The organism is Fictibacillus halophilus (assembly GCF_016401385.1).
GTDB classification, from domain to species: domain Bacteria; phylum Bacillota; class Bacilli; order Bacillales; family Fictibacillaceae; genus Fictibacillus; species Fictibacillus halophilus.
The window spans coordinates 43,295-61,289 of the sequence record NZ_JAEACF010000005.1 but is presented as its reverse complement, the minus strand read 5'-3'; the positions used below and the strand labels follow the sequence as shown (position 1 = coordinate 61,289).

Sequence of the window (17,995 nt, the reverse complement as noted above, 5' to 3'; positions counted from 1 at the left end):
AGAAGAAATGCTTCTTCTCTTATTATCCGGTATTAGCCCCGGTTTCCCGGAGTTATCCCCGTCTTACAGGCAGATTACCCACGTGTTACTCACCCGTCCGCCGCTAAATCAGAGGAGCAAGCTCCTCATCATTCGCTCGACTTGCATGTATTAGGCACGCCGCCAGCGTTCATCCTGAGCCAGGATCAAACTCTCCATAAAAGTGTTTGTCTTGCACGATTTTAAAACTGACGGAATTAATTCTTAATTCCTTACCTATTTCTTTTGTTCAGTTTTCAAAGAACTGTGTGTTTGGTGTGTCGCTCATTTTGGCGACTTTTATAAGATACCACCGTTGGCTAGTTGATGTCAACAGCTTTTTTTAAGTGATTCTTAATTTGTTTGTTTCGTTTGTTTCAGCCGCTGTAAAAGCGACAAGAAGTAATATACCACCTTCTTGATAATATGGTCAATAGTTATTTGAAAAAAAGTTAATTTCTTTGTTTTCGCCTTAAGTACCTTCTGCAGTCGGATGGCTTTGCGAACCTGCAGAATAAACGATAAATGATCTGATACCTATCTTCTAATACAGATTTCACAATAGCATCTATCTTATGATCTTCAAGATCAAACCTTAGTTCTTCCATCTCTTTTTTCAATACATACTCAAATTCATGAAGTTCTTGATGATTCAATAGCATTCCTACCAAAGACAATGGACGACACCCCGCTTATTTTTTCTTTTACCATTATGGCCATGAAAAGCAGGAGTTATTATTTTATTGGATTGTCTAAATTTTCGGTATATCTTGTCCCTTTCATCATAGATATTTTGTAAGGAAGATGGACAGGGGGTAGACGGTTTTATGAAATTTTTCTTTGTTGTTAACGGCAAGAAAGTGAAACAATACATGGTTGTTGTATTTGCAGCGTTCTTTGCTGCTTCACTTGCATTTGTAGGGCAACAGCAACTATCTGTTTTTTCATCTGAAGATGGACCCCGAGCGATTTATAAGGGAGAAGACCAAGGAAATAAAGTATCTCTTACGTTTGATATCAGCTGGGGCGACAAGCGAGTTACACCAATCTTGGACATCTTAAAAGATAAGGGCGTTAAGAATTGCACTTTTTTCTTATCAGCCGCTTGGGCTGAACGTCATCCTGAGATCGTTGAACGAATTGTGAAGGATGGTCATGAAGTAGCCAGTCTTGGATATCAATACAAAAGCTATACGGATTGGGAAGATAAACAGATCAAAAGGGATATCCTCTTAGCTCAGGAGAAGATTAAAAAGGTATCTGGAAAGATGACTTCTCTCATTCGTCCACCTAATGGTAATTTTGATGAGCGTGTATTGAACATTTCTGAAGATCTCAATCATACGGTAGTTCATTGGAGCATCGACACGAAAGATTGGAAAAACCCTGGAGTAGATCGAATTGTTACGACTGCGACTAATGAGACGAAAGCGGGAGACATCATCTTGCTTCATGCATCTGATTCCGTAAAGCAAACGCACAAAGCACTTCCTACGATTATCGATAAACTGCGCGACGATGGTTTCAAATTTGTAAGTGTAAGTGAAATGATCGCGAATACCGAGGCAAATAGTAAAGAGGTTAACTGATGAATGAAAGAAAAGCCCCTGCCTTATAAGGCAGTGGGCTTTGTTTGTTTAGATGATTTAGTTTGATTTGACTGCAACAGACGATGCAACATTAAAATTTGATACGTATTACAAAGCATTATCGGAACAAAACCCATCCAAAGCGAAAGGGTATTGTTTTCTTTCAACACTGGCACCCACTCTAAAATGGTTACTACTGTGATGAAAAATAACGTTGGGATGAATGCTACACTCGTTGTTTGTTTTACTTTTACATATGCAATGATCAAACCGTACGCTAAAATCGCAAGCGGTATTAGAATGTAGTTAACTAGGCTGTCGCCTTCTTTGTGAAAAGATGTATATCGTAAATAGAACAGATCGAATAGTACGACCGCAATCAATACAAGTTGAACACCATTCCAAAGGCGATGACTTTTGAAGATACCAAGGCCAAAGCGGTGAACGGTTAAATAAGCAAAAAAGCCCATCTGACTAAATACACTGAACAACGCGCCAAAACCGATCAATCCAAAAATATATAGAAGTACTTCTAAAGCGCTGCTGTCTTCAGGAAACTTTAATATAAGACCAACTGTGATTGCACTGACAATCCCAATTAACAATGTGGTAAAGAATAAAAAGATCCAACTTCTAATTTTCACGCCTGTTTTCCCCCTCTAACATGCTCCGTAACGATTGTACCAATGTCTTTTTTAAATTGCCAGTTTTCCTTTAAATAACCAGTATAAATACGTGTTAAAAATCAATCCTATAAGTATCGAGCTCAACTTGAAAGGAGGAGGAATTACATTGAAAAAAATATACATTTTCCTCTTTTGTATCTCTCTTGCTGCTCTTTCGGGCTGTGCTCAAGAAGCCCAAGGCAGTTCCCAGGTCGATTATGAAGCAACAAAAAAGATGCTTGTCGACCTCTTGAAGACAGATGAAGGAAAAAAAGCAATTAAAGAAGTGCTATCAGATAAAGAAATTCAACAAGATATACTCATTGATCAAGAAGTCATCAAACAGACGATTGAAAAGCAGCTTCTTTCTGAAAAGGGCCAAAAGTTTTGGCAGACCCTTTTTAAAGATCCGAAGTTCTCAGTAGCTTTTGCAAAAAGTATGCGAAAAGAACACGAGAAGTTGATGAAAGACCTTATCAAAGATCCACAATATCAAGCAGAAGTTATGAAAATTATGCAGAATCCGCAAATGGCAGAAAAATTATTATCACTCGTTGATACACAGCCTGTTAGAAAAGAAATGAAAAAAGTAATGCTTGAAACGTTTGAAAGTCCAATCGTACAAGCTCAGATTCAAGAAATGCTGAAAAAAGTGGCTCACGAAGAGATTGATCAGTCCATCTCTAAAAAAGAAAAAGAAGCTTCATCCGGCAGCGAACAAGAACAAGAAGAATCCACGAGCCCACAATAAAAGCCTCCCGACAATCGGAAGGCTTTTTTTCTTTAGTTTGTCTTATCAATAATTTTCTTTGCCATCTGAATATAGTGTTCACCAATCGGATGTGTTTGTTCATACACACTCGGCGCAAAGTCATCTTCTTTTATTTCGGGCTGACCAAGCGGTATTTGTCCAAGCAACGGTACATTTAATTCTTCTGCTAAACGTTTTCCGCCGTCTTTGCCGAATACATATTCCTTTTCACCTGTAGATCCGCTTTGGAAGTACGACATGTTCTCTACGATACCAAGTACTTCATGGTTTGTCTTGATCGCCATCGTTCCCGCACGTGCTGCTACGAAAGCTGCTGTAGCATGAGGTGTCGTTACGATCACTTCTTTACATTTCGGAAGCATCTTGTGAACATCCAGTGCCACGTCACCTGTACCAGGCGGTAAGTCTAGGAGAACATAGTCTAGATCTCCCCACTCCACTTCGCTAAAGAAATTCATGAGCATCTTCCCGAGCATCGGTCCGCGCCAGATAACAGGTGCGTTATCTTCAACGAAAAATGCCATTGAGATTACTTTTACATCAAAACGTTCAACCGGAAAGATACGATCGCCTTTCACTTTCGGACGCTCCGTAATTCCCATCATATCTGGAACACTGAATCCATAAATGTCAGCATCGATCAATCCGACCTTTTTCCCAAGCCTCGCAAGAGCAACGGCTAAGTTTACAGAAACCGTTGATTTACCTACACCACCCTTACCACTGGCGATTGCAATAAATTGAGTCTTGCTGTTTTCAGAAAGAAGAGTAGTTGGTGCACTTTGCGTCCCTGCTTCACTTGGATCAACTGCCGTAATGTCGTCTCTTTTTTCAAACCGAAGTCCGACAGATTCTACGCCAGCGTTCTTTAACACTTGAACGATCTGCTGCTGCAGCTGCATTTGTTCAGGTGTTCCCGTATGTGCTAAGCCAATTTTCAGCCCCACATATCCTTCTTTTATCTTCAACTCACGAATACTTCCTGAGTCGACCATGCTTTTATGTAAATAAGGGTCTTGAATAGGACCTAACAGCTCGATGACTTTTTCTTCTGTAAGCACATAGACACATCCTTTACCTGTAAAATTCCTTTTCAGTATATCACAACCCCCACCGACAATCATGTAAGCGGTTTTTTATATGTGTGAATTTCGTTTAAGTGAGGAGGCCCGCTACGGGTGATACGAGCACTTACTATCGACTTTTATGAAAATACTGTCCACTTCCTAAGAAATACTGTCCACTTCGGTATTTTTACTGTCCACTCCAAACAAAAGATCCCCTCTTATCAATCAAGAGGAGATGTTGGTGGGGTTTCATTTGAATAAAAGCGCAGCATCCCTTGGTAGATCGATGCGGCTATGCTTTTTTGATACGATTCTGTTTTTAACAGCTCGCGTTCCGATGGATTGGATAAGAAACCGACTTCGACTAACGCTCCTGGTACTTCTGCAGTTCGAAGCAAGTATAAACCTTCTATGGATTTTGCGAATCGGTTCGTATTGTTTAAATTTCGTTTGATCTCATCTTGAATGAATTTAGATACGGCTTCTCCGTCTTCTTTACCAGGATGATAAAAGACTTGGGCGCCTCTCCACCTGGATGAAGGCAAAGAATTGAGATGAATGGAAATAAATAAGTCCGCATGATTCTCGTTAATGATTCTTTTTCGTTCTTTTAAATCTTCATACTTGCGGTGTCGCAATTTTTTTGTGCCTTCGTTTGCAAGATCCGTGTCCGTCTCTCGTGTCATGATGACCAGTGCTCCCGCTTCTTGTAAATAATCTCGAAGTAAAACGGAAATGTTTAAAGCGATCTCTTTTTCAAGAACTTCTCCATCACCAACCGCACCACCGTCAGCTCCGCCATGACCTGGGTCAATTACGATAATCTTTCCAGAGAGCGGCATGTTCCACGAGCGCCACGAATCATCATCTAAAAAATGATAGGTGAAAATAAAGATAAGGACTGCGCATCCAAGTGCAAATGCGGCTCCCTTCACCCACTTCTTCATGTTTTGTCCCCCTATACAAGCCATATAACATTATGTATATGGGACAAGAAGAAATTTATAACTGATTATTGCAGCTTCATGCGGTAGCGTTTTTCACCGTTTTTATAGCCTTCCATCCACCAAATATGAACGAATGCCTCACAGCAAAGATGAAGGGATTCCATCATCATCTCTGTACCCCAGCACCAGAACTGCCAATATTCAAAAAGACCGTCAGCGATTGCCTTTTGTTTGGCATATGCCCTTTCTTTGATCTTTTCTAACGTTTCCCCATGATAAGCAAACCGGCTATAGCCTGCGCCTAAAAGATAAGAATCGATCGCCATGTCGATGCATGCATCTTCAATGTCATTTTGATAAAGAAGCGAGTATTGAAAAAATGGTTGAAACAAACGCTGAAATTCTTTTTTTATGGTAGCAAGGGATAAGTCCCGAAGTACTTTCCGCTCGAACGTTTCTTTTTTGAAGCGTTGCTTTTCTTTAAAGTTGTTTAAAACGATTGCCATTATTACCTCCCCTTTCATCAAGTTGTGTTTTCCATATCTATATTTTCTCCAGAGATGGCTTCACGACACTTCATAAAAGATGGGAATAAACTTACTGCGAGAAGATGTAATGGTGAGGGGTTGGTAAATATACAGGATTTGCGAAAGACTTAATTTTTCTTTTCTAGACTTAATTATTTGTGATCAGACTAATTATTTAAAATCAGATTCAATTTTCTCGAATCAGGCTTAATGATTGGGAATTAGACTCAATCTTCCTAAATCAGAGGTAAATCACATATAAAAAACCCCGCTCTCGAAAAGAGAACAGGGTTTTGATAAACGTAATAAGAATTAACGTTTTGAGAACTGAGGTGCACGACGAGCGCCTTTAAGTCCGTACTTCTTACGCTCTTTCATACGAGCGTCACGAGTAAGGAATCCAGCTGCTTTAAGAGAACCGCGGTACTCAGGATCTGCTTCTAGAAGCGCACGAGAGATACCGTGACGGATAGCTCCTGCTTGTCCAGTGTATCCACCGCCATGAACAGTAACTAATACGTCATACTTGTCAGTTGTTTCAGTTGTGTTAAGTGGTTGCTTAACGATAAGCTTTAAAGTTTCTAATCCGAAAAATTCGTCAATGTCACGTCCGTTGATTACGATACGGCCTTCACCAGGAACTAATCGTACACGCGCTACGGAGTGCTTACGACGTCCAGTGCCATAATATTGTACTTGTGCCACGTAAATACCCTCCTTTTTATCCGCGTAACTCGTAGTTTTCAGGTTTTTGTGCTTGGTTGTTGTGCTCAGCTCCAGCGTAAACGTGAAGCTTTTTGAACATTTGGCGACCAAGGCTGTTCTTTGGAAGCATACCTTTGATTGCTAGCTCAAGCATTTGAACTGGACGAGTTGTACGCATTTCTAATGCAGTTCTCGTACGCAGTCCACCTGGGTGACCAGTGTGGCGGTAGTAAATTTTGTCTGTTAATTTCTTACCTGTTAATTCAATCTTCTCAGCGTTGATGATGATTACATGATCACCAGTGTCAACGTGTGGTGTATAAATAGGCTTATGCTTACCGCGAAGGATAGATGCAACTTCACTGGATAGACGTCCAAGTGTTTTGCCTTCAGCGTCGATCACAAACCATTTACGTTCTACTTCAGAAGCTTTCGCCATGAAAGTCGTACGCATGTGTTTTCCCTCCTGTATCTTCAATCAAATTTCATTATATTCATGTGAACATTTCCCGAGATATCTACACGGGGCATGTGGACGATATCTGTAGAAATACCAAATAATATCTTATAATATATAAACAACGATGTCAAGCGTATCCTAAATATTATTCCGTTTTATCTTCGTAATCTACATGAAAGAGATAGAGTCCGTTTGCCGGTGCTGTTTTTCCAGCCAGCGCTCGGTCCTTGCTTTTTATAATCGCTGAGATCTCATGGGGTTTGAGCTTCCCCTGTCCCACTTCTAATAGTGTACCAACAAGAATGCGAACCATGTTATATAAAAATCCACTGCCTCTTACCTTCAGCGTTAGGACATTTCCCTCTTCTTCAACATCAAAAGCAAAGATCGTACGAATTTTGTCTTCCACTTCCGACTTCGCTGATGAAAAAGAAGTAAAGTCATGTGTACCTAAAAATAACGATGCAGCTTGTTTCATATCCTCTATGTTTAAAGGATAGGGAAAATGAAACATATGATTTCTTTGGAACACGTCTGGTTGCTTACTTCGTAGAATTTTATAGTGATACTCTTTGCCTGTTGCAGAGAAACGAGAGTGAAACGAATCGCTGACCATCTCAATGTCTTTTATTAGAATATCATTTGGAAGCATCGCATTCAATGCCTTACCCCAAGCTTCTACAGCTAAGTCCATAGGTGTATTAAAATGAAACACTTGACCGATGGCATGAACACCCGCATCTGTTCGACCTGAGGCATAAATCCCTACAGGTTTCCCTTTATGCATCTTTTGCAGGACGGTCTGAATCGTTCCTTGCACCGTTCTGCCACTAGGCTGTATTTGGTATCCGGCAAACTCAGTACCATCATAGGCCACGGTTACTTTCATACGAGCCATGTCCAATCTCCTTTTAATTGCGTAATAAGAATAGCGAAAGTGTCAGCAATGCTAATAACAGCAGTGCAAACGTATCACGCTGATGCCACTCTAGAGCACGAAGTCTCGTTCTTCCTTCACCACCGCGGTATCCTCTCGCTTCCATCGCAAGAGCGAGTTCTTCAGCCCTCTTAAACGAAGAAACAAATAACGGTACCAACAGCGGTACAAAAGCCTTTGCTCGTTCTTTGATCGGTCCGCTCGTGAAATCAGCACCACGTGCCATCTGTGCCTTCATGATCTTTTCCGTCTCTTGTAAGAGCGTTGGAATAAACCGGAGTGAGATCGACATCATTAACGCGAATTCATGTACAGGGAGTTTCCACTTCTTCAAAGGTCCTAATAGATGCTCCAACCCGTCGGTAATATCAATCGGTGTTGTCGTTAATGTCAAAAGTGACGTCATCATTACAAGGAGCAAAAGCCTTAGTGCGATGAATATCCCTTGAATCACTCCGCCTTCGTAAATTTCAAGAAAGCCTGCTTTATAAAGCAGATCGCCTTCCTTCGTTAAGAAAATATGCAATAGCATCGTAAACACGACGAGTAAAAGGATCGGCTTTAATCCTTTATACAAAAAGCGTAGTGGCACTTTTGATAAACGGATCGTTACAAACGTAAAAGCGATCAGTACACCATAAGTCACCCAGTTGTTCGCCAAAAAGACGATAAACAAATAAAAGAAAGCAGCAATAAGCTTCGAACGTGAATCCATTCGATGAAGTGGAGAGGAAGCTGGATAATACTGCCCGATGATTACATTCTGCAGCATATTAGTTCCCCCTCTTCTTCAGACTCTGACTAACTTGTTTAGCCAGCTCTTCCACTGTAAACTTCGATAATGCAAGATTCAGTCCAGACTTCTCGTTCCACTTTTGTAAAAATTGAACGGTCTCTGGCACATCTAATCCTGCTTTCTGGAGAGCTTCTCGCTCACTAAAGATGTCAGTCGGTTTACCATGCAGATATAGTTCACCTTTATGCATCACAGCGATCTCATCGGCGTACCTCGACGCATCCTCCATACTGTGAGTAACAAGTATCGTAGTGAGGTTGTTTCTTTCATGAAGTGAATAGAACAACTCCATAATTTCAACACGCCCCGCTGGATCTAGTCCTGCTGTAGGCTCGTCCAAAATCAGCACTTCAGGATTCATAGCGAGAACACCTGCAATCGCCACACGGCGCATCTGGCCACCGCTTAAATCAAAAGGAGACTTACTTAAAACACTCTCAGGAAGTCCTACCATCTCAATTACTTTAGCAGCTGTGCGTTTCGCTGTTTCCTCTGACACACCAAAATTCCGCGGACCGAACATGATATCTTTTTCAACCGTTTCTTCAAAAAGCTGATGCTCAGGATATTGAAAGACGATTCCCGCTTTTTTTCGAAGTGATTTTAAATCTTGCTTCTTTCCGCCAGCTTTAAGTTCAGTACTGCCCATCTTTATCGAGCCTGCTGAAGGCTTTAACAGTCCATTAAGATGCTGAATAAGCGTCGACTTTCCAGAGCCGGTATGTCCGATCAAAGCAAGGAATGTACCATCCGGGATATCGAGGTTAATATCATGTAGCGCCCGTCTCTCGAACGGTGTTCCCTCCATGTATTTATGCTCTAGACGGTTTATGCTAATTTCCATAATGCATTCACCAGCTCTTCCTGCGTTAAATAGCTTTTATCGAGCTCCACACCTTGTTGGCGAAGAGCCTCACTTAACTTTAGTGAAAACGGTAAATCCAGACCGGCCGATTTCAACAGTTCACGCTGTTGAAAAATGTCTTCAGGTACGCCCTCAGCTGCCTTCTCTCCCATTTTCATAACGACAACTCTGTCTGCACTTAGCGCTTCCTCTAAATCATGAGTGATGGAAATGACAGTGATGCCCTCTTTTTTATTCAGTTCGCGCACGGTCTCGATAACTTCAATCCGACCGATCGGATCAAGCATCGATGTCGCCTCATCCAAAACGATTACAGAAGGTTTCTGCGCCAATATTCCAGCGATCGCGACTCTTTGCTTCTGACCACCGGATAACTGATGAGGTTCTTGGTTTAAGAAAGCTTCCATTCCCACTCTTGCTACACTTTCATTGATACGCTTAACCATCTCTTCACGCGGTACGCCGAAATTTTCAAGCCCAAACGCAATATCATCTTGTACGCTTGTGCCTACGAACTGATTATCAGGATTTTGAAAGACCATCCCTACAAGTCTTCTTACTTCCCAAATGTCATTTGGAAGGCCTGTCGTGTACTGTGAGACATAAACAGTCCCTTCGCTAGGCAACAACAGTCCGTTAAGCATTTTTGCCAACGTGGACTTCCCAGAGCCGTTATGACCCACAATCGAAAGCCACTCCCCTTTGTGTACGTCTAGCGTTACACCTTTAAGTGTGGGTGTCTCTTCTCCTGGATAATTAAAGGTCACATCTTTAACGGTAATGATGTTTTCCATGTGACATCCTCCTCTTAACTGCTGCTCATTCTAAGCTGCTCTCTGCTCAATATTAGTCTTATAGCATTGTTACTTTGTTACTTTTAGCGAGGTTTTCTCAACAAACCTCTTTTCCATCGGAGGCTTGAAATCCGCTAATTTCTTTCTGTGGATTCAATTCTGCTATTTTTCCTTAAAAAAATTCCGACTCGGCTCTTATAACTAGTTATCACTTATACCAAATGGGGTATTTTAGCCATTAATTCGAGATTTTTTCGGAATAATCCTAGAAATTTCATAATTAATCCCGCGAGTTTTGGCTATATTCCCGCGAGTTAGGCTCATATATCGGCGAGTCGACACAACACGACAACACTCAAACACTGTATACCCTCAACCTCAATACAAATACCCAATCCACTCACACATTTCTAACATTCCTGATACAACTTAAATGTTCAGGATAAAATAAAAAAGGGCAAGATTGTCATTGAAGACTTGATCCCGCCCTTTCATACGTTTTATTAAACTAATTCAATGATAACCATTGGTGCACCATCACCACGGCGAGGGCCGATTTTTGCGATGCGAGTGTAACCACCGTTACGCTCTGCATAGCGAGGTGCAAGATCACTGAAAAGCTTTTGTAGAGATCTTTGTCCAGACTCAGCGTCTGCTACTTCGTTACGAAGGAACGATGCAGCTTGACGGCGAGCATGAAGGTCTCCACGCTTACCAAGCGTAATCATTTTCTCAGCAAATTTACGAACTTCTTTTGCACGTGCTTCTGTAGTTTCAATACGCTCGTTGATGATTAAATCAGTAGCTAAATCACGAAGCATTGCTTTACGAACCGCAGATACACGACCTAACTTTTGGTATCCCATGCTTGTATTCCCTCCTCTGCGCGTTTCTCTCTCGTCTTGAAAAAGCGCGTATTACGAATTAATCGTCAGCGCGTAATGAAAGACCTAGCTCTTCAAGTTTCTCTTGAACTTCTTCAAGAGATTTCTTTCCAAGGTTGCGTACTTTCATCATGTCTTCTTCAGACTTATTCGCAAGTTCTTGAACTGTATTAATGCCAGCACGCTTTAGGCAGTTATAAGAACGAACAGAAAGATCAAGTTCTTCGATCGTCATCTCAAGTACTTTTTCTTTTTGGTCTTCTTCTTTTTCTACCATAATCTCAGCGTTCTGAGCTTGATCTGTTAAGCCAACAAAAATGTTTAAATGTTCGCTAATGATCTTCGCACCAAGAGAAACTGCTTCCTCTGGACGAATGCTCCCATCTGTCCATACATCAAGCGTTAGCTTATCATAGTTTGTTACTTGTCCTACACGAGTGTTTTCCACTTGATAGTTTACACGAGAAATTGGCGTGTAAATGGAATCAACAGGAATTACTCCGATCGGCAGGTCTTCGCGTTTATTGCCTTCTGCCTGTACATAACCACGACCACGTTTAGCATGAAGCTTCATTTGGAAATGAGCTCCTTTTGCTAGTGTTGCGATATGAAGATCCGGGTTAAGGACTTCAACATCGCTGTCATGCGTAATGTCGCCAGCTGTTACAACACCGTCACCTTGTACATCGATTTCAAGTGTCTTCTCTTCATCAGAGTAAATCTTCATTGCAAGTTTCTTTAGGTTTAAGATGATGGTTGTAACATCTTCAACTACACCTTCAACTGTAGAGAACTCATGCAATACGCCATTAATCTGAATAGATGTAACTGCTGCACCAGGTAGTGAGGACAACAAGATACGACGCAAGGAGTTGCCTAGTGTAGTCCCGTATCCACGTTCAAGTGGTTCAACAACAAACTTTCCGTATGTGGCATCGTCGCTGATTTCAACCGTCTCAATTCTTGGCTTTTCGATTTCGATCATTCAACTGAACCCTCCTTCAAACGTCGAATCTCGGCTGGAGATTTCCAGCCGAAATTCCCCATAGGCATTCCGACTTATCATTTACCAAAACTTTCACTATAACCATTATAGACAAGTTATAGAAATATATACCGTGTATATTGTTACACGCGACGGCGTTTTGGCGGGCGGCAACCGTTGTGAGGTACAGGAGTAACGTCACGAATAGCTGTTACTTCTAAGCCTACCGCTTGAAGGGCACGGATTGCTGCTTCACGTCCAGCACCAGGTCCTTTAACGGATACTTCCAACGTTTTCATACCATGTTCCATTGCAGTTTTACCAGCTGTTTCAGCTGCCATTTGTGCTGCGAACGGAGTAGACTTACGAGAACCTTTAAATCCTAGGTGACCAGCAGTCGCCCAAGAGATTGCGTTCCCGTGCGTGTCAGTGATCGTAATGATCGTGTTGTTGAATGTAGAACGGATATGTGCTACGCCGACTTCAACATTCTTTTTGACACGACGTTTACGTGTATTAGTCTTACGTGCTTTTGCCATTTAGAGTTTACCTCCTTTACTTACTTTTTCTTATTCGCTACTGTACGACGAGGTCCTTTACGAGTACGGGAGTTGTTCTTCGTGTTTTGACCACGTACTGGTAATCCACGACGATGACGAACACCACGATATGCTCCGATCTCGATTAGACGCTTGATGTTTAGTGATACTTCACGACGAAGGTCACCTTCCACTTTGTGTCCATCGATGACTTCGCGGATTTTATTTAATTCATCTTCAGTAAGATCACGAACGCGTGTATCTTCAGAAACTCCAGCTCCAGCAAGAATTTGCTGTGCTTTTGTTTTACCGATACCGAAGATGTATGTTAAAGAGATTACTACTCGCTTATCACGAGGAATATCTACACCTGCAACACGTGCCATAATTTTTGCACCTCCTGTATATTAACCTTGTTTTTGTTTATGTTTCGGATTTTCACAGATCACCATTACAGTGCCTCTGCGGCGAATCACTTTACATTTTTCACATATTGGCTTGACTGATGGTCTTACCTTCATTGTTTATAACCTCCTTATGTCACGGAGTACATTGATTATTTAAAACGATACGTTATACGACCACGTGATAAGTCATACGGAGACAATTCTACGGTTACTTTATCCCCTGGAAGAATTCGAATGTAGTGCATACGAATCTTTCCAGAAACGTGCGCTAGAACTTTGTGTCCGTTTTCTAGTTCAACACGAAACATGGCGTTCGGAAGAGGTTCAATTACTGTACCTTCGACCTCAATAACATCATCTTTAGCCATCGACTTGATCTCCCTTCTTCAGAGCAATGACTTTCTCGTCGGAAAACTTCGCTACTGCATAACGCAATTTGCCATTGGTTACACGACCTGTTTCAAGAATGCTTTTAACAACTTCCGGAGAAGTAAAATCCAGCAGTTCTAAGTGGTTTAGGTTCTTGCGCTTGGCTCGATCAAACTTTCTCTTGTCACCATCTGCTACGAGGACGAAACGCCCATCGAGAATACCGACAATCACACCTAACCGATCTGCGTCTCTTCCTTTTAGTATCCGAACCAGTTGACCTATGTTCGGTACCGAATCAGATTCGCTTACCATCTCATCACCTTCACTTAGATCTTTGTTAAGATTTCAAAGCCTTCTTCCGTAATGACAACCGTGTGTTCAAAGTGAGCACACCATTTGCCATCCGTTGTGACAACCGTCCAGTTATCGGATAATGTTCGAACATAGCGAGTTCCCGCATTAATCATAGGCTCTATTGCTAGAACCATGCCCTTTTTTAGCACCGGCCCTTTACCAGGCGGTCCATAATGAGGAATTTGCGGGTCCTCATGTAAGTCCTGGCCTATTCCGTGTCCGACATATTCGCGAACAACAGAAAACCCTTCACCCTCAGCATACTTTTGTATCTCATGAGAAATGTCAGTTAACCGGGCACCGGCTTTTGCTTTTTCAAGTCCTTTATATAAAGACTCTTCGGTTACATCCAGAAGTTTTTGAGCTTCATCTGAAATCTCGCCAACTCCATACGTCCAAGCGGAGTCACCGTGGTATCCTTTGTACTTCGCCCCAATATCTATAGAGATAATGTCGCCATGGTTGAGTACGCGTTTACCTGGAATTCCGTGCACAAGTTCTTCATTTACAGAAGCACAGATGCTTCCACTAAAACCATTATAGTTTTTAAATGAAGGAATTGCACCTTGGCTGCGGATAAACGTATCAGCAATTTTATCCAGTTCCTTAGTAGTTATGCCAGGCTTAATGTGTTTTTTTAACTCTTGATGAGTTAAGGCAACAATGCGACCTGCCTCCCGCATGATTTCAATCTCTCGCGGTGTTTTGCAGATTATCATTTCGCCAATCCCCCAATAAGTTGGTCAATGTCTTGAAAGACTTTGTCGATATCCTGATCACCATTCATGTTTTTCAGGTAACCTTTTTCACCATAAAAATCAAGCAGTGGTTTAGCCTGCTTCATGTTTACATTTAAACGGTTTCGAACGGTCTCTTCATTATCATCTTGACGTTGGATAAGCGTACCGCCGTCTTTATCACATACTCCTTCAACCTTTGGCGGGTTGAATATTACATGATACGTGCTTCCGCATGTTTGGCAAATCCGACGACCTGTTAATCGCTGCATAAGCTGATCAGAATCTACTGAAATGTTTAACACATAATCAATTGTTCTTCCTAGCTCAGTTGTGATTTCTTCCAGTGCTTCCGCTTGGGCAACTGTCCGAGGGAATCCATCTAGTAAATATCCTTTTTCGCAGTCCTTTTTAGAAAGTCGGTCACGTACGATACCGATTGTAACTTCGTCAGGAACGAGGTTACCCGCATCCATATACGATTTTGCCTCAAGTCCAAGAGGAGTCTCCTCTTTAATTGCTGCTCGGAACATATCTCCAGTAGAGATATGAGGTATTCCGTATTTCTCAACAATTCTTTCTGCTTGAGTACCCTTACCTGCTCCGGGTAATCCCATTAAGACTAGATACATCTAATCCCTCCATAAATCACAATCGTCTTTTTTTAAGAGCATGATGGGAAGATGAATCTTCCCGTGCTCTTATTTTATGAAGCCTTTGTAGTGTCGCTTGATCAGCTGACTCTCAATTTGCTTCATGGTGTCTAGTGCCACACCTACAACAATCAGCAAGCTTGTTCCACCAATTTGAATGGCTGGCGGAAGGTTCAAACCTGGAATTGCTGTAAAGACAACTGGCAGGACTGCAATTGCAGCCAGGAATAGAGATCCAACAAATGTTAATCGATACAGAATTCTTGTTATATAAGTTTGAGTGTTAGCTCCTGGACGAATGCCAGGAATGTATCCACCCTGCTTCTTTAAGTTTTCCGCCATTTGCTCCGGATTAACTTGGATGAACGTATAGAAATACGAGAATCCAATAATAAGGAGCGCATATATAATCATTCCGACTGGTTTCGTGTAGTCAAACGTGTTGATAATCCAAGTCGTTACATCATTCTGTCCGAAGAAGCCAGCAACAGTTCTTGGCGTGATGATCAAGGAAATCGCGAAGATAACCGGGATAACACCTGCTGCGTTTACTTTAATCGGAAGATGAGTTGACTGGCCGCCAACAGGCTTTGTTCCAACGACTCGCTTTGCATACTGAATCGGGATTTTCCGAACACCTTGTTGAATAAAGATAACACCCATAATAATGAGTACAATCGCAAGAGCAAGCAGTACAATCGTTACAATATGCATGAATAACTGATCGTTACCACCTTCAAATTGCGTTGTGAAAAGCTGGTTAACTGCTGTAGGAATAGCTGCGGCAATCCCCGCAAAAATCAGAACTGAAATTCCGTTTCCAATCCCCTTAAGGGTAATCTGCTCACCTAACCACATTAAGAATGCAGTACCTGCAGTTAAAACTAACGCGATAAAAAGATACGTAGACATACTAGGGTTTTGAATAAGTCCTGGGAAAAGATTGTTAAAACCGATAGACATACCGATTGCCTGGATAAAACCAAGAACAATAGTTCCATAACGAGTGAATTGAGCTAACTTCTTACGCCCAACTTCACCTTGCTTACTCCACTCCGTAAATTTAGGAACAACGTCCATCTGCAGAAGCTGCACGATGATCGATGCTGTAATATACGGCATGATACCCATAGCGAAAATGGAGAAGTTCTGTAAAGCTCCACCGCCAAACGTATTCAAAAAACCAAAAATGTTAGCACTGTCGCCTGTACTGAATTTCAGTACATCGCGATTTACGCCTGGTACTGGGATAAATGTTCCTAGACGGAACACTACCAGCATAGCAAGTGTAAACAATATCTTGTTTCTCAGATCACCCACACGCATAATGTTGGAGATTGTCTGGAACATTAGATCACCTCAGTAGTTCCGCCCGCTGCTTCAATTGCTTCTTTAGCAGAAACAGAGAATTTGTGCGCCTTAACTGTAAGCTTAGCTTCTAACTTGCCATTTCCTAGAACTTTAATTCCGTTTTTAAGACTGCTAACTACTCCTGTTTCGATAAGAAGTTCCGGAGTAACTACTGTGCCCTCTTCAAAACGAACTAGCTTCTCAAGATTTACAACTGCATACTCTTTACGAGTAGGGTTTGTGAATCCGCGTTTCGGTAAACGACGTGCTAGTGGATTTTGTCCACCTTCGAATCCAGGTCTAACACCACCGCCTGAACGAGAGTTTTGACCTTTATGACCACGACCACTTGTTTTACCATTGCCTGATCCGATACCGCGACCTACACGGTTGCGAACTTTACGGGATCCTTCTGATGGCTTCAACTCATGAAGTTTCATCTGAGCACCTCCTCATGATTTATTTATCTTATTAAGCTTCTAATTCTTTCACTGTTAAAAGGTGAGACACCTTGTTAACCATACCGCGGATAGCCGCGTTATCTTCGTGTACAACCGTCTGGTGCATTTTGCGCAAACCAAGTGTCTTAACAACGATACGTTGGTTTTCAGGACGGCCGATAACACTACGAGTGAGGGTGATTTCTAATTTCTTAGCCATCTAAAGTTCCCTCCTTAACCTAAAAGCTCTTGTACTGATTTACCGCGAAGTTTCGCAACGTCTTCAGCACGCTTTAAATTTTTCAAACCTTCGATAGTTGCACGAACCATGTTGATTGGGTTGTTAGATCCAAGTGACTTAGAAAGGATGTCACCTACACCAGCAAGTTCCAATACTGCACGTACAGGTCCACCAGCAATTACCCCAGTACCTTCAGATGCAGGCTTAAGAAGTACGTTACCTGCTCCAAAGCGTCCAATTACTTGGTGAGGAATTGTTGTTTTTACGATCGGTACAGTTACTAAGTTCTTCTTAGCATCTTCAATCGCCTTACGGATCGCTTCTGGTACCTCTTGGGCTTTACCAGTACCGAATCCAACGTGACCGTTTTTGTCACCAACTACAACTACTGCAGCAAAGCGGAAACGACGTCCACCTTTTACTACCTTAGCTACACGGTTAACGGTAACGACGCGTTCTTCAAGTTCAAGTTTGTTAGGGTCGATACGCATCAGGTTCCCTCCTTCGATTAAAATTCTAACCCAGCTTCACGAGCTGCGTCTGCTAATGCTTTAATACGTCCGTGATATAAATATCCGCCTCGGTCAAATACTACCGATTTGATTCCTTTTTCAACTGCGCGCTTAGCGATTTCTTGACCAATCGCTTTAGCAGCATCTACGTTTCCACCGTTTTCTACACTTACACCTTTATCAAGGGAAGATGCAGATACAATTGTTACACCTGCTTGATCATCGATCAATTGAGCATAGATGTGCTTTGTAGAACGGAATACGTTCAAACGAGGACGTTGTGCTGTTCCGCTTACAACGCGGCGAACACGAGCATGTCTTTTCTTACGAGCGACATTCTTATCTGCTTTCGTGATCATCCTTTGCACTCCTTTCCGCT

At 41.9% G+C, this 17,995-nt stretch carries 27 protein-coding genes and 1 rRNA gene; 2 read left to right on the top strand and 26 right to left on the bottom strand.

The genetic code is table 11. The features are described from left to right. Positions 1-201 (bottom strand): 16S ribosomal RNA (locus tag I5J82_RS19735); the annotation flags it as partial. A gap of 269 nt (positions 202-470) precedes the next feature. Then, on the bottom strand, positions 471-695 hold the full coding sequence (locus I5J82_RS19730) for a hypothetical protein (RefSeq protein WP_233096701.1): 225 nt from the start codon (positions 693-695) through the stop codon (positions 471-473). A 150-nt stretch (positions 696-845) separates the two neighbouring features. Between I5J82_RS19730 and pdaB the strand changes: the two genes are divergently transcribed. Then, the gene (gene pdaB, locus I5J82_RS19725; protein WP_198769426.1) at positions 846-1,607 is read left to right on the top strand and encodes a polysaccharide deacetylase family sporulation protein PdaB; all 762 of its coding nucleotides are present in this window, start codon (positions 846-848) and stop codon (positions 1,605-1,607) included. 23 nt (positions 1,608-1,630) lie between these two features. Here pdaB and I5J82_RS19720 read toward each other — a convergent pair whose 3' ends face one another. After that, positions 1,631-2,251: a KinB-signaling pathway activation protein gene (locus tag I5J82_RS19720; protein ID WP_198769425.1), complete on the bottom strand. Its 621-nt coding sequence runs from the start codon at positions 2,249-2,251 to the stop codon at positions 1,631-1,633. A 148-nt stretch (positions 2,252-2,399) separates the two neighbouring features. Here I5J82_RS19720 and gerD point away from each other — a divergent pair, with 148 nt between their 5' ends. Further along, positions 2,400-3,023 (top strand): spore germination lipoprotein GerD, encoded by a 624-nt coding sequence (gerD, locus tag I5J82_RS19715; protein WP_233096700.1) that lies wholly within the window; start codon positions 2,400-2,402, stop codon positions 3,021-3,023. A gap of 32 nt (positions 3,024-3,055) precedes the next feature. Here the strand turns inward: gerD and I5J82_RS19710 are convergent, their stop codons facing one another. From I5J82_RS19710 to rplR, 23 genes are all read right to left on the bottom strand, one after another. Beyond that, the gene (locus I5J82_RS19710) at positions 3,056-4,105 is read right to left on the bottom strand and encodes an Mrp/NBP35 family ATP-binding protein (protein ID WP_198769424.1); all 1,050 of its coding nucleotides are present in this window, start codon (positions 4,103-4,105) and stop codon (positions 3,056-3,058) included. Positions 4,106-4,332: 227 nt separating this feature from the next. Then, positions 4,333-5,058 carry an N-acetylmuramoyl-L-alanine amidase CwlD gene (gene cwlD, locus I5J82_RS19705; protein ID WP_198769423.1) on the bottom strand — a complete coding sequence of 242 codons (726 nt, stop codon included), beginning with the start codon at positions 5,056-5,058 and terminating at the stop codon, positions 4,333-4,335. Positions 5,059-5,123: 65 nt separating this feature from the next. After that, on the bottom strand, positions 5,124-5,564 hold the full coding sequence (locus I5J82_RS19700) for a DUF2521 family protein (RefSeq protein ID WP_066390704.1): 441 nt from the start codon (positions 5,562-5,564) through the stop codon (positions 5,124-5,126). Positions 5,565-5,897: 333 nt separating this feature from the next. Then, the gene (gene rpsI, locus I5J82_RS19695; RefSeq protein WP_066237857.1) at positions 5,898-6,290 is read right to left on the bottom strand and encodes a 30S ribosomal protein S9; all 393 of its coding nucleotides are present in this window, start codon (positions 6,288-6,290) and stop codon (positions 5,898-5,900) included. Between the two features lie 16 nt (positions 6,291-6,306). Beyond that, positions 6,307-6,744: a 50S ribosomal protein L13 gene (gene rplM, locus I5J82_RS19690; protein ID WP_066237860.1), complete on the bottom strand. Its 438-nt coding sequence runs from the start codon at positions 6,742-6,744 to the stop codon at positions 6,307-6,309. Positions 6,745-6,895: 151 nt separating this feature from the next. Further along, entirely contained in the window at positions 6,896-7,648 is a 753-nt protein-coding gene (gene truA, locus I5J82_RS19685) for a tRNA pseudouridine(38-40) synthase TruA (RefSeq protein WP_198769422.1), read from the bottom strand. 13 nt (positions 7,649-7,661) lie between these two features. Then, on the bottom strand, positions 7,662-8,459 hold the full coding sequence (locus I5J82_RS19680) for an energy-coupling factor transporter transmembrane component T family protein (protein WP_198769421.1): 798 nt from the start codon (positions 8,457-8,459) through the stop codon (positions 7,662-7,664). Position 8,460: 1 nt separating this feature from the next. Next, positions 8,461-9,327 (bottom strand): energy-coupling factor ABC transporter ATP-binding protein, encoded by an 867-nt coding sequence (locus I5J82_RS19675; protein WP_198769420.1) that lies wholly within the window; start codon positions 9,325-9,327, stop codon positions 8,461-8,463. Next, positions 9,312-10,142 (bottom strand): energy-coupling factor ABC transporter ATP-binding protein, encoded by an 831-nt coding sequence (locus I5J82_RS19670; protein WP_198769419.1) that lies wholly within the window; start codon positions 10,140-10,142, stop codon positions 9,312-9,314. Before I5J82_RS19670 ends, I5J82_RS19675 begins: the two co-directional genes overlap by 16 nt. Before the next feature lie 503 nt (positions 10,143-10,645). Then, on the bottom strand, positions 10,646-11,008 hold the full coding sequence (gene rplQ / locus I5J82_RS19665; protein ID WP_066237878.1) for a 50S ribosomal protein L17: 363 nt from the start codon (positions 11,006-11,008) through the stop codon (positions 10,646-10,648). Positions 11,009-11,066: 58 nt separating this feature from the next. Then, a complete protein-coding gene (locus I5J82_RS19660; RefSeq protein ID WP_066390697.1) occupies positions 11,067-12,011 on the bottom strand; it encodes a DNA-directed RNA polymerase subunit alpha in 945 nt (314 codons plus the stop codon). Between the two features lie 143 nt (positions 12,012-12,154). After that, a complete protein-coding gene (gene rpsK / locus I5J82_RS19655) occupies positions 12,155-12,550 on the bottom strand; it encodes a 30S ribosomal protein S11 (RefSeq protein WP_066237883.1) in 396 nt (131 codons plus the stop codon). A 20-nt stretch (positions 12,551-12,570) separates the two neighbouring features. Further along, on the bottom strand, positions 12,571-12,936 hold the full coding sequence (gene rpsM / locus I5J82_RS19650; RefSeq protein WP_066390695.1) for a 30S ribosomal protein S13: 366 nt from the start codon (positions 12,934-12,936) through the stop codon (positions 12,571-12,573). Positions 12,937-12,957: 21 nt separating this feature from the next. Then, entirely contained in the window at positions 12,958-13,071 is a 114-nt protein-coding gene (rpmJ, locus tag I5J82_RS19645) for a 50S ribosomal protein L36 (protein ID WP_007203526.1), read from the bottom strand. A 35-nt stretch (positions 13,072-13,106) separates the two neighbouring features. Continuing rightward, the gene (infA, locus tag I5J82_RS19640; protein WP_066237890.1) at positions 13,107-13,325 is read right to left on the bottom strand and encodes a translation initiation factor IF-1; all 219 of its coding nucleotides are present in this window, start codon (positions 13,323-13,325) and stop codon (positions 13,107-13,109) included. Further along, complete coding sequence (locus tag I5J82_RS19635) at positions 13,318-13,641, bottom strand: KOW domain-containing RNA-binding protein (protein ID WP_066390694.1); 324 nt, start codon at positions 13,639-13,641, stop codon at positions 13,318-13,320. The genes infA and I5J82_RS19635 overlap by 8 nt, the downstream gene beginning before the upstream one ends. Positions 13,642-13,655: 14 nt before the next feature. Then, a complete protein-coding gene (gene map, locus I5J82_RS19630; RefSeq protein ID WP_197134178.1) occupies positions 13,656-14,402 on the bottom strand; it encodes a type I methionyl aminopeptidase in 747 nt (248 codons plus the stop codon). Further along, entirely contained in the window at positions 14,399-15,052 is a 654-nt protein-coding gene (locus tag I5J82_RS19625) for an adenylate kinase (RefSeq protein WP_198769418.1), read from the bottom strand. Before I5J82_RS19625 ends, map begins: the two co-directional genes overlap by 4 nt. 69 nt (positions 15,053-15,121) lie before the next feature. After that, positions 15,122-16,423: a preprotein translocase subunit SecY gene (secY, locus tag I5J82_RS19620; protein ID WP_066390690.1), complete on the bottom strand. Its 1,302-nt coding sequence runs from the start codon at positions 16,421-16,423 to the stop codon at positions 15,122-15,124. Continuing rightward, a complete protein-coding gene (rplO, locus tag I5J82_RS19615) occupies positions 16,423-16,863 on the bottom strand; it encodes a 50S ribosomal protein L15 (protein ID WP_066390689.1) in 441 nt (146 codons plus the stop codon). The genes secY and rplO overlap by 1 nt, the downstream gene beginning before the upstream one ends. A gap of 31 nt (positions 16,864-16,894) precedes the next feature. Next, on the bottom strand, positions 16,895-17,083 hold the full coding sequence (rpmD, locus tag I5J82_RS19610; RefSeq protein ID WP_066237910.1) for a 50S ribosomal protein L30: 189 nt from the start codon (positions 17,081-17,083) through the stop codon (positions 16,895-16,897). A gap of 14 nt (positions 17,084-17,097) precedes the next feature. Beyond that, positions 17,098-17,598, bottom strand: coding sequence for a 30S ribosomal protein S5 (rpsE, locus tag I5J82_RS19605; protein WP_066237913.1), 501 nt, complete (start codon positions 17,596-17,598; stop codon positions 17,098-17,100). 14 nt (positions 17,599-17,612) lie between these two features. Beyond that, positions 17,613-17,975 (bottom strand): 50S ribosomal protein L18, encoded by a 363-nt coding sequence (gene rplR / locus I5J82_RS19600; protein ID WP_066237916.1) that lies wholly within the window; start codon positions 17,973-17,975, stop codon positions 17,613-17,615. Between the last annotated feature and the right edge of the window lie 20 nt (positions 17,976-17,995).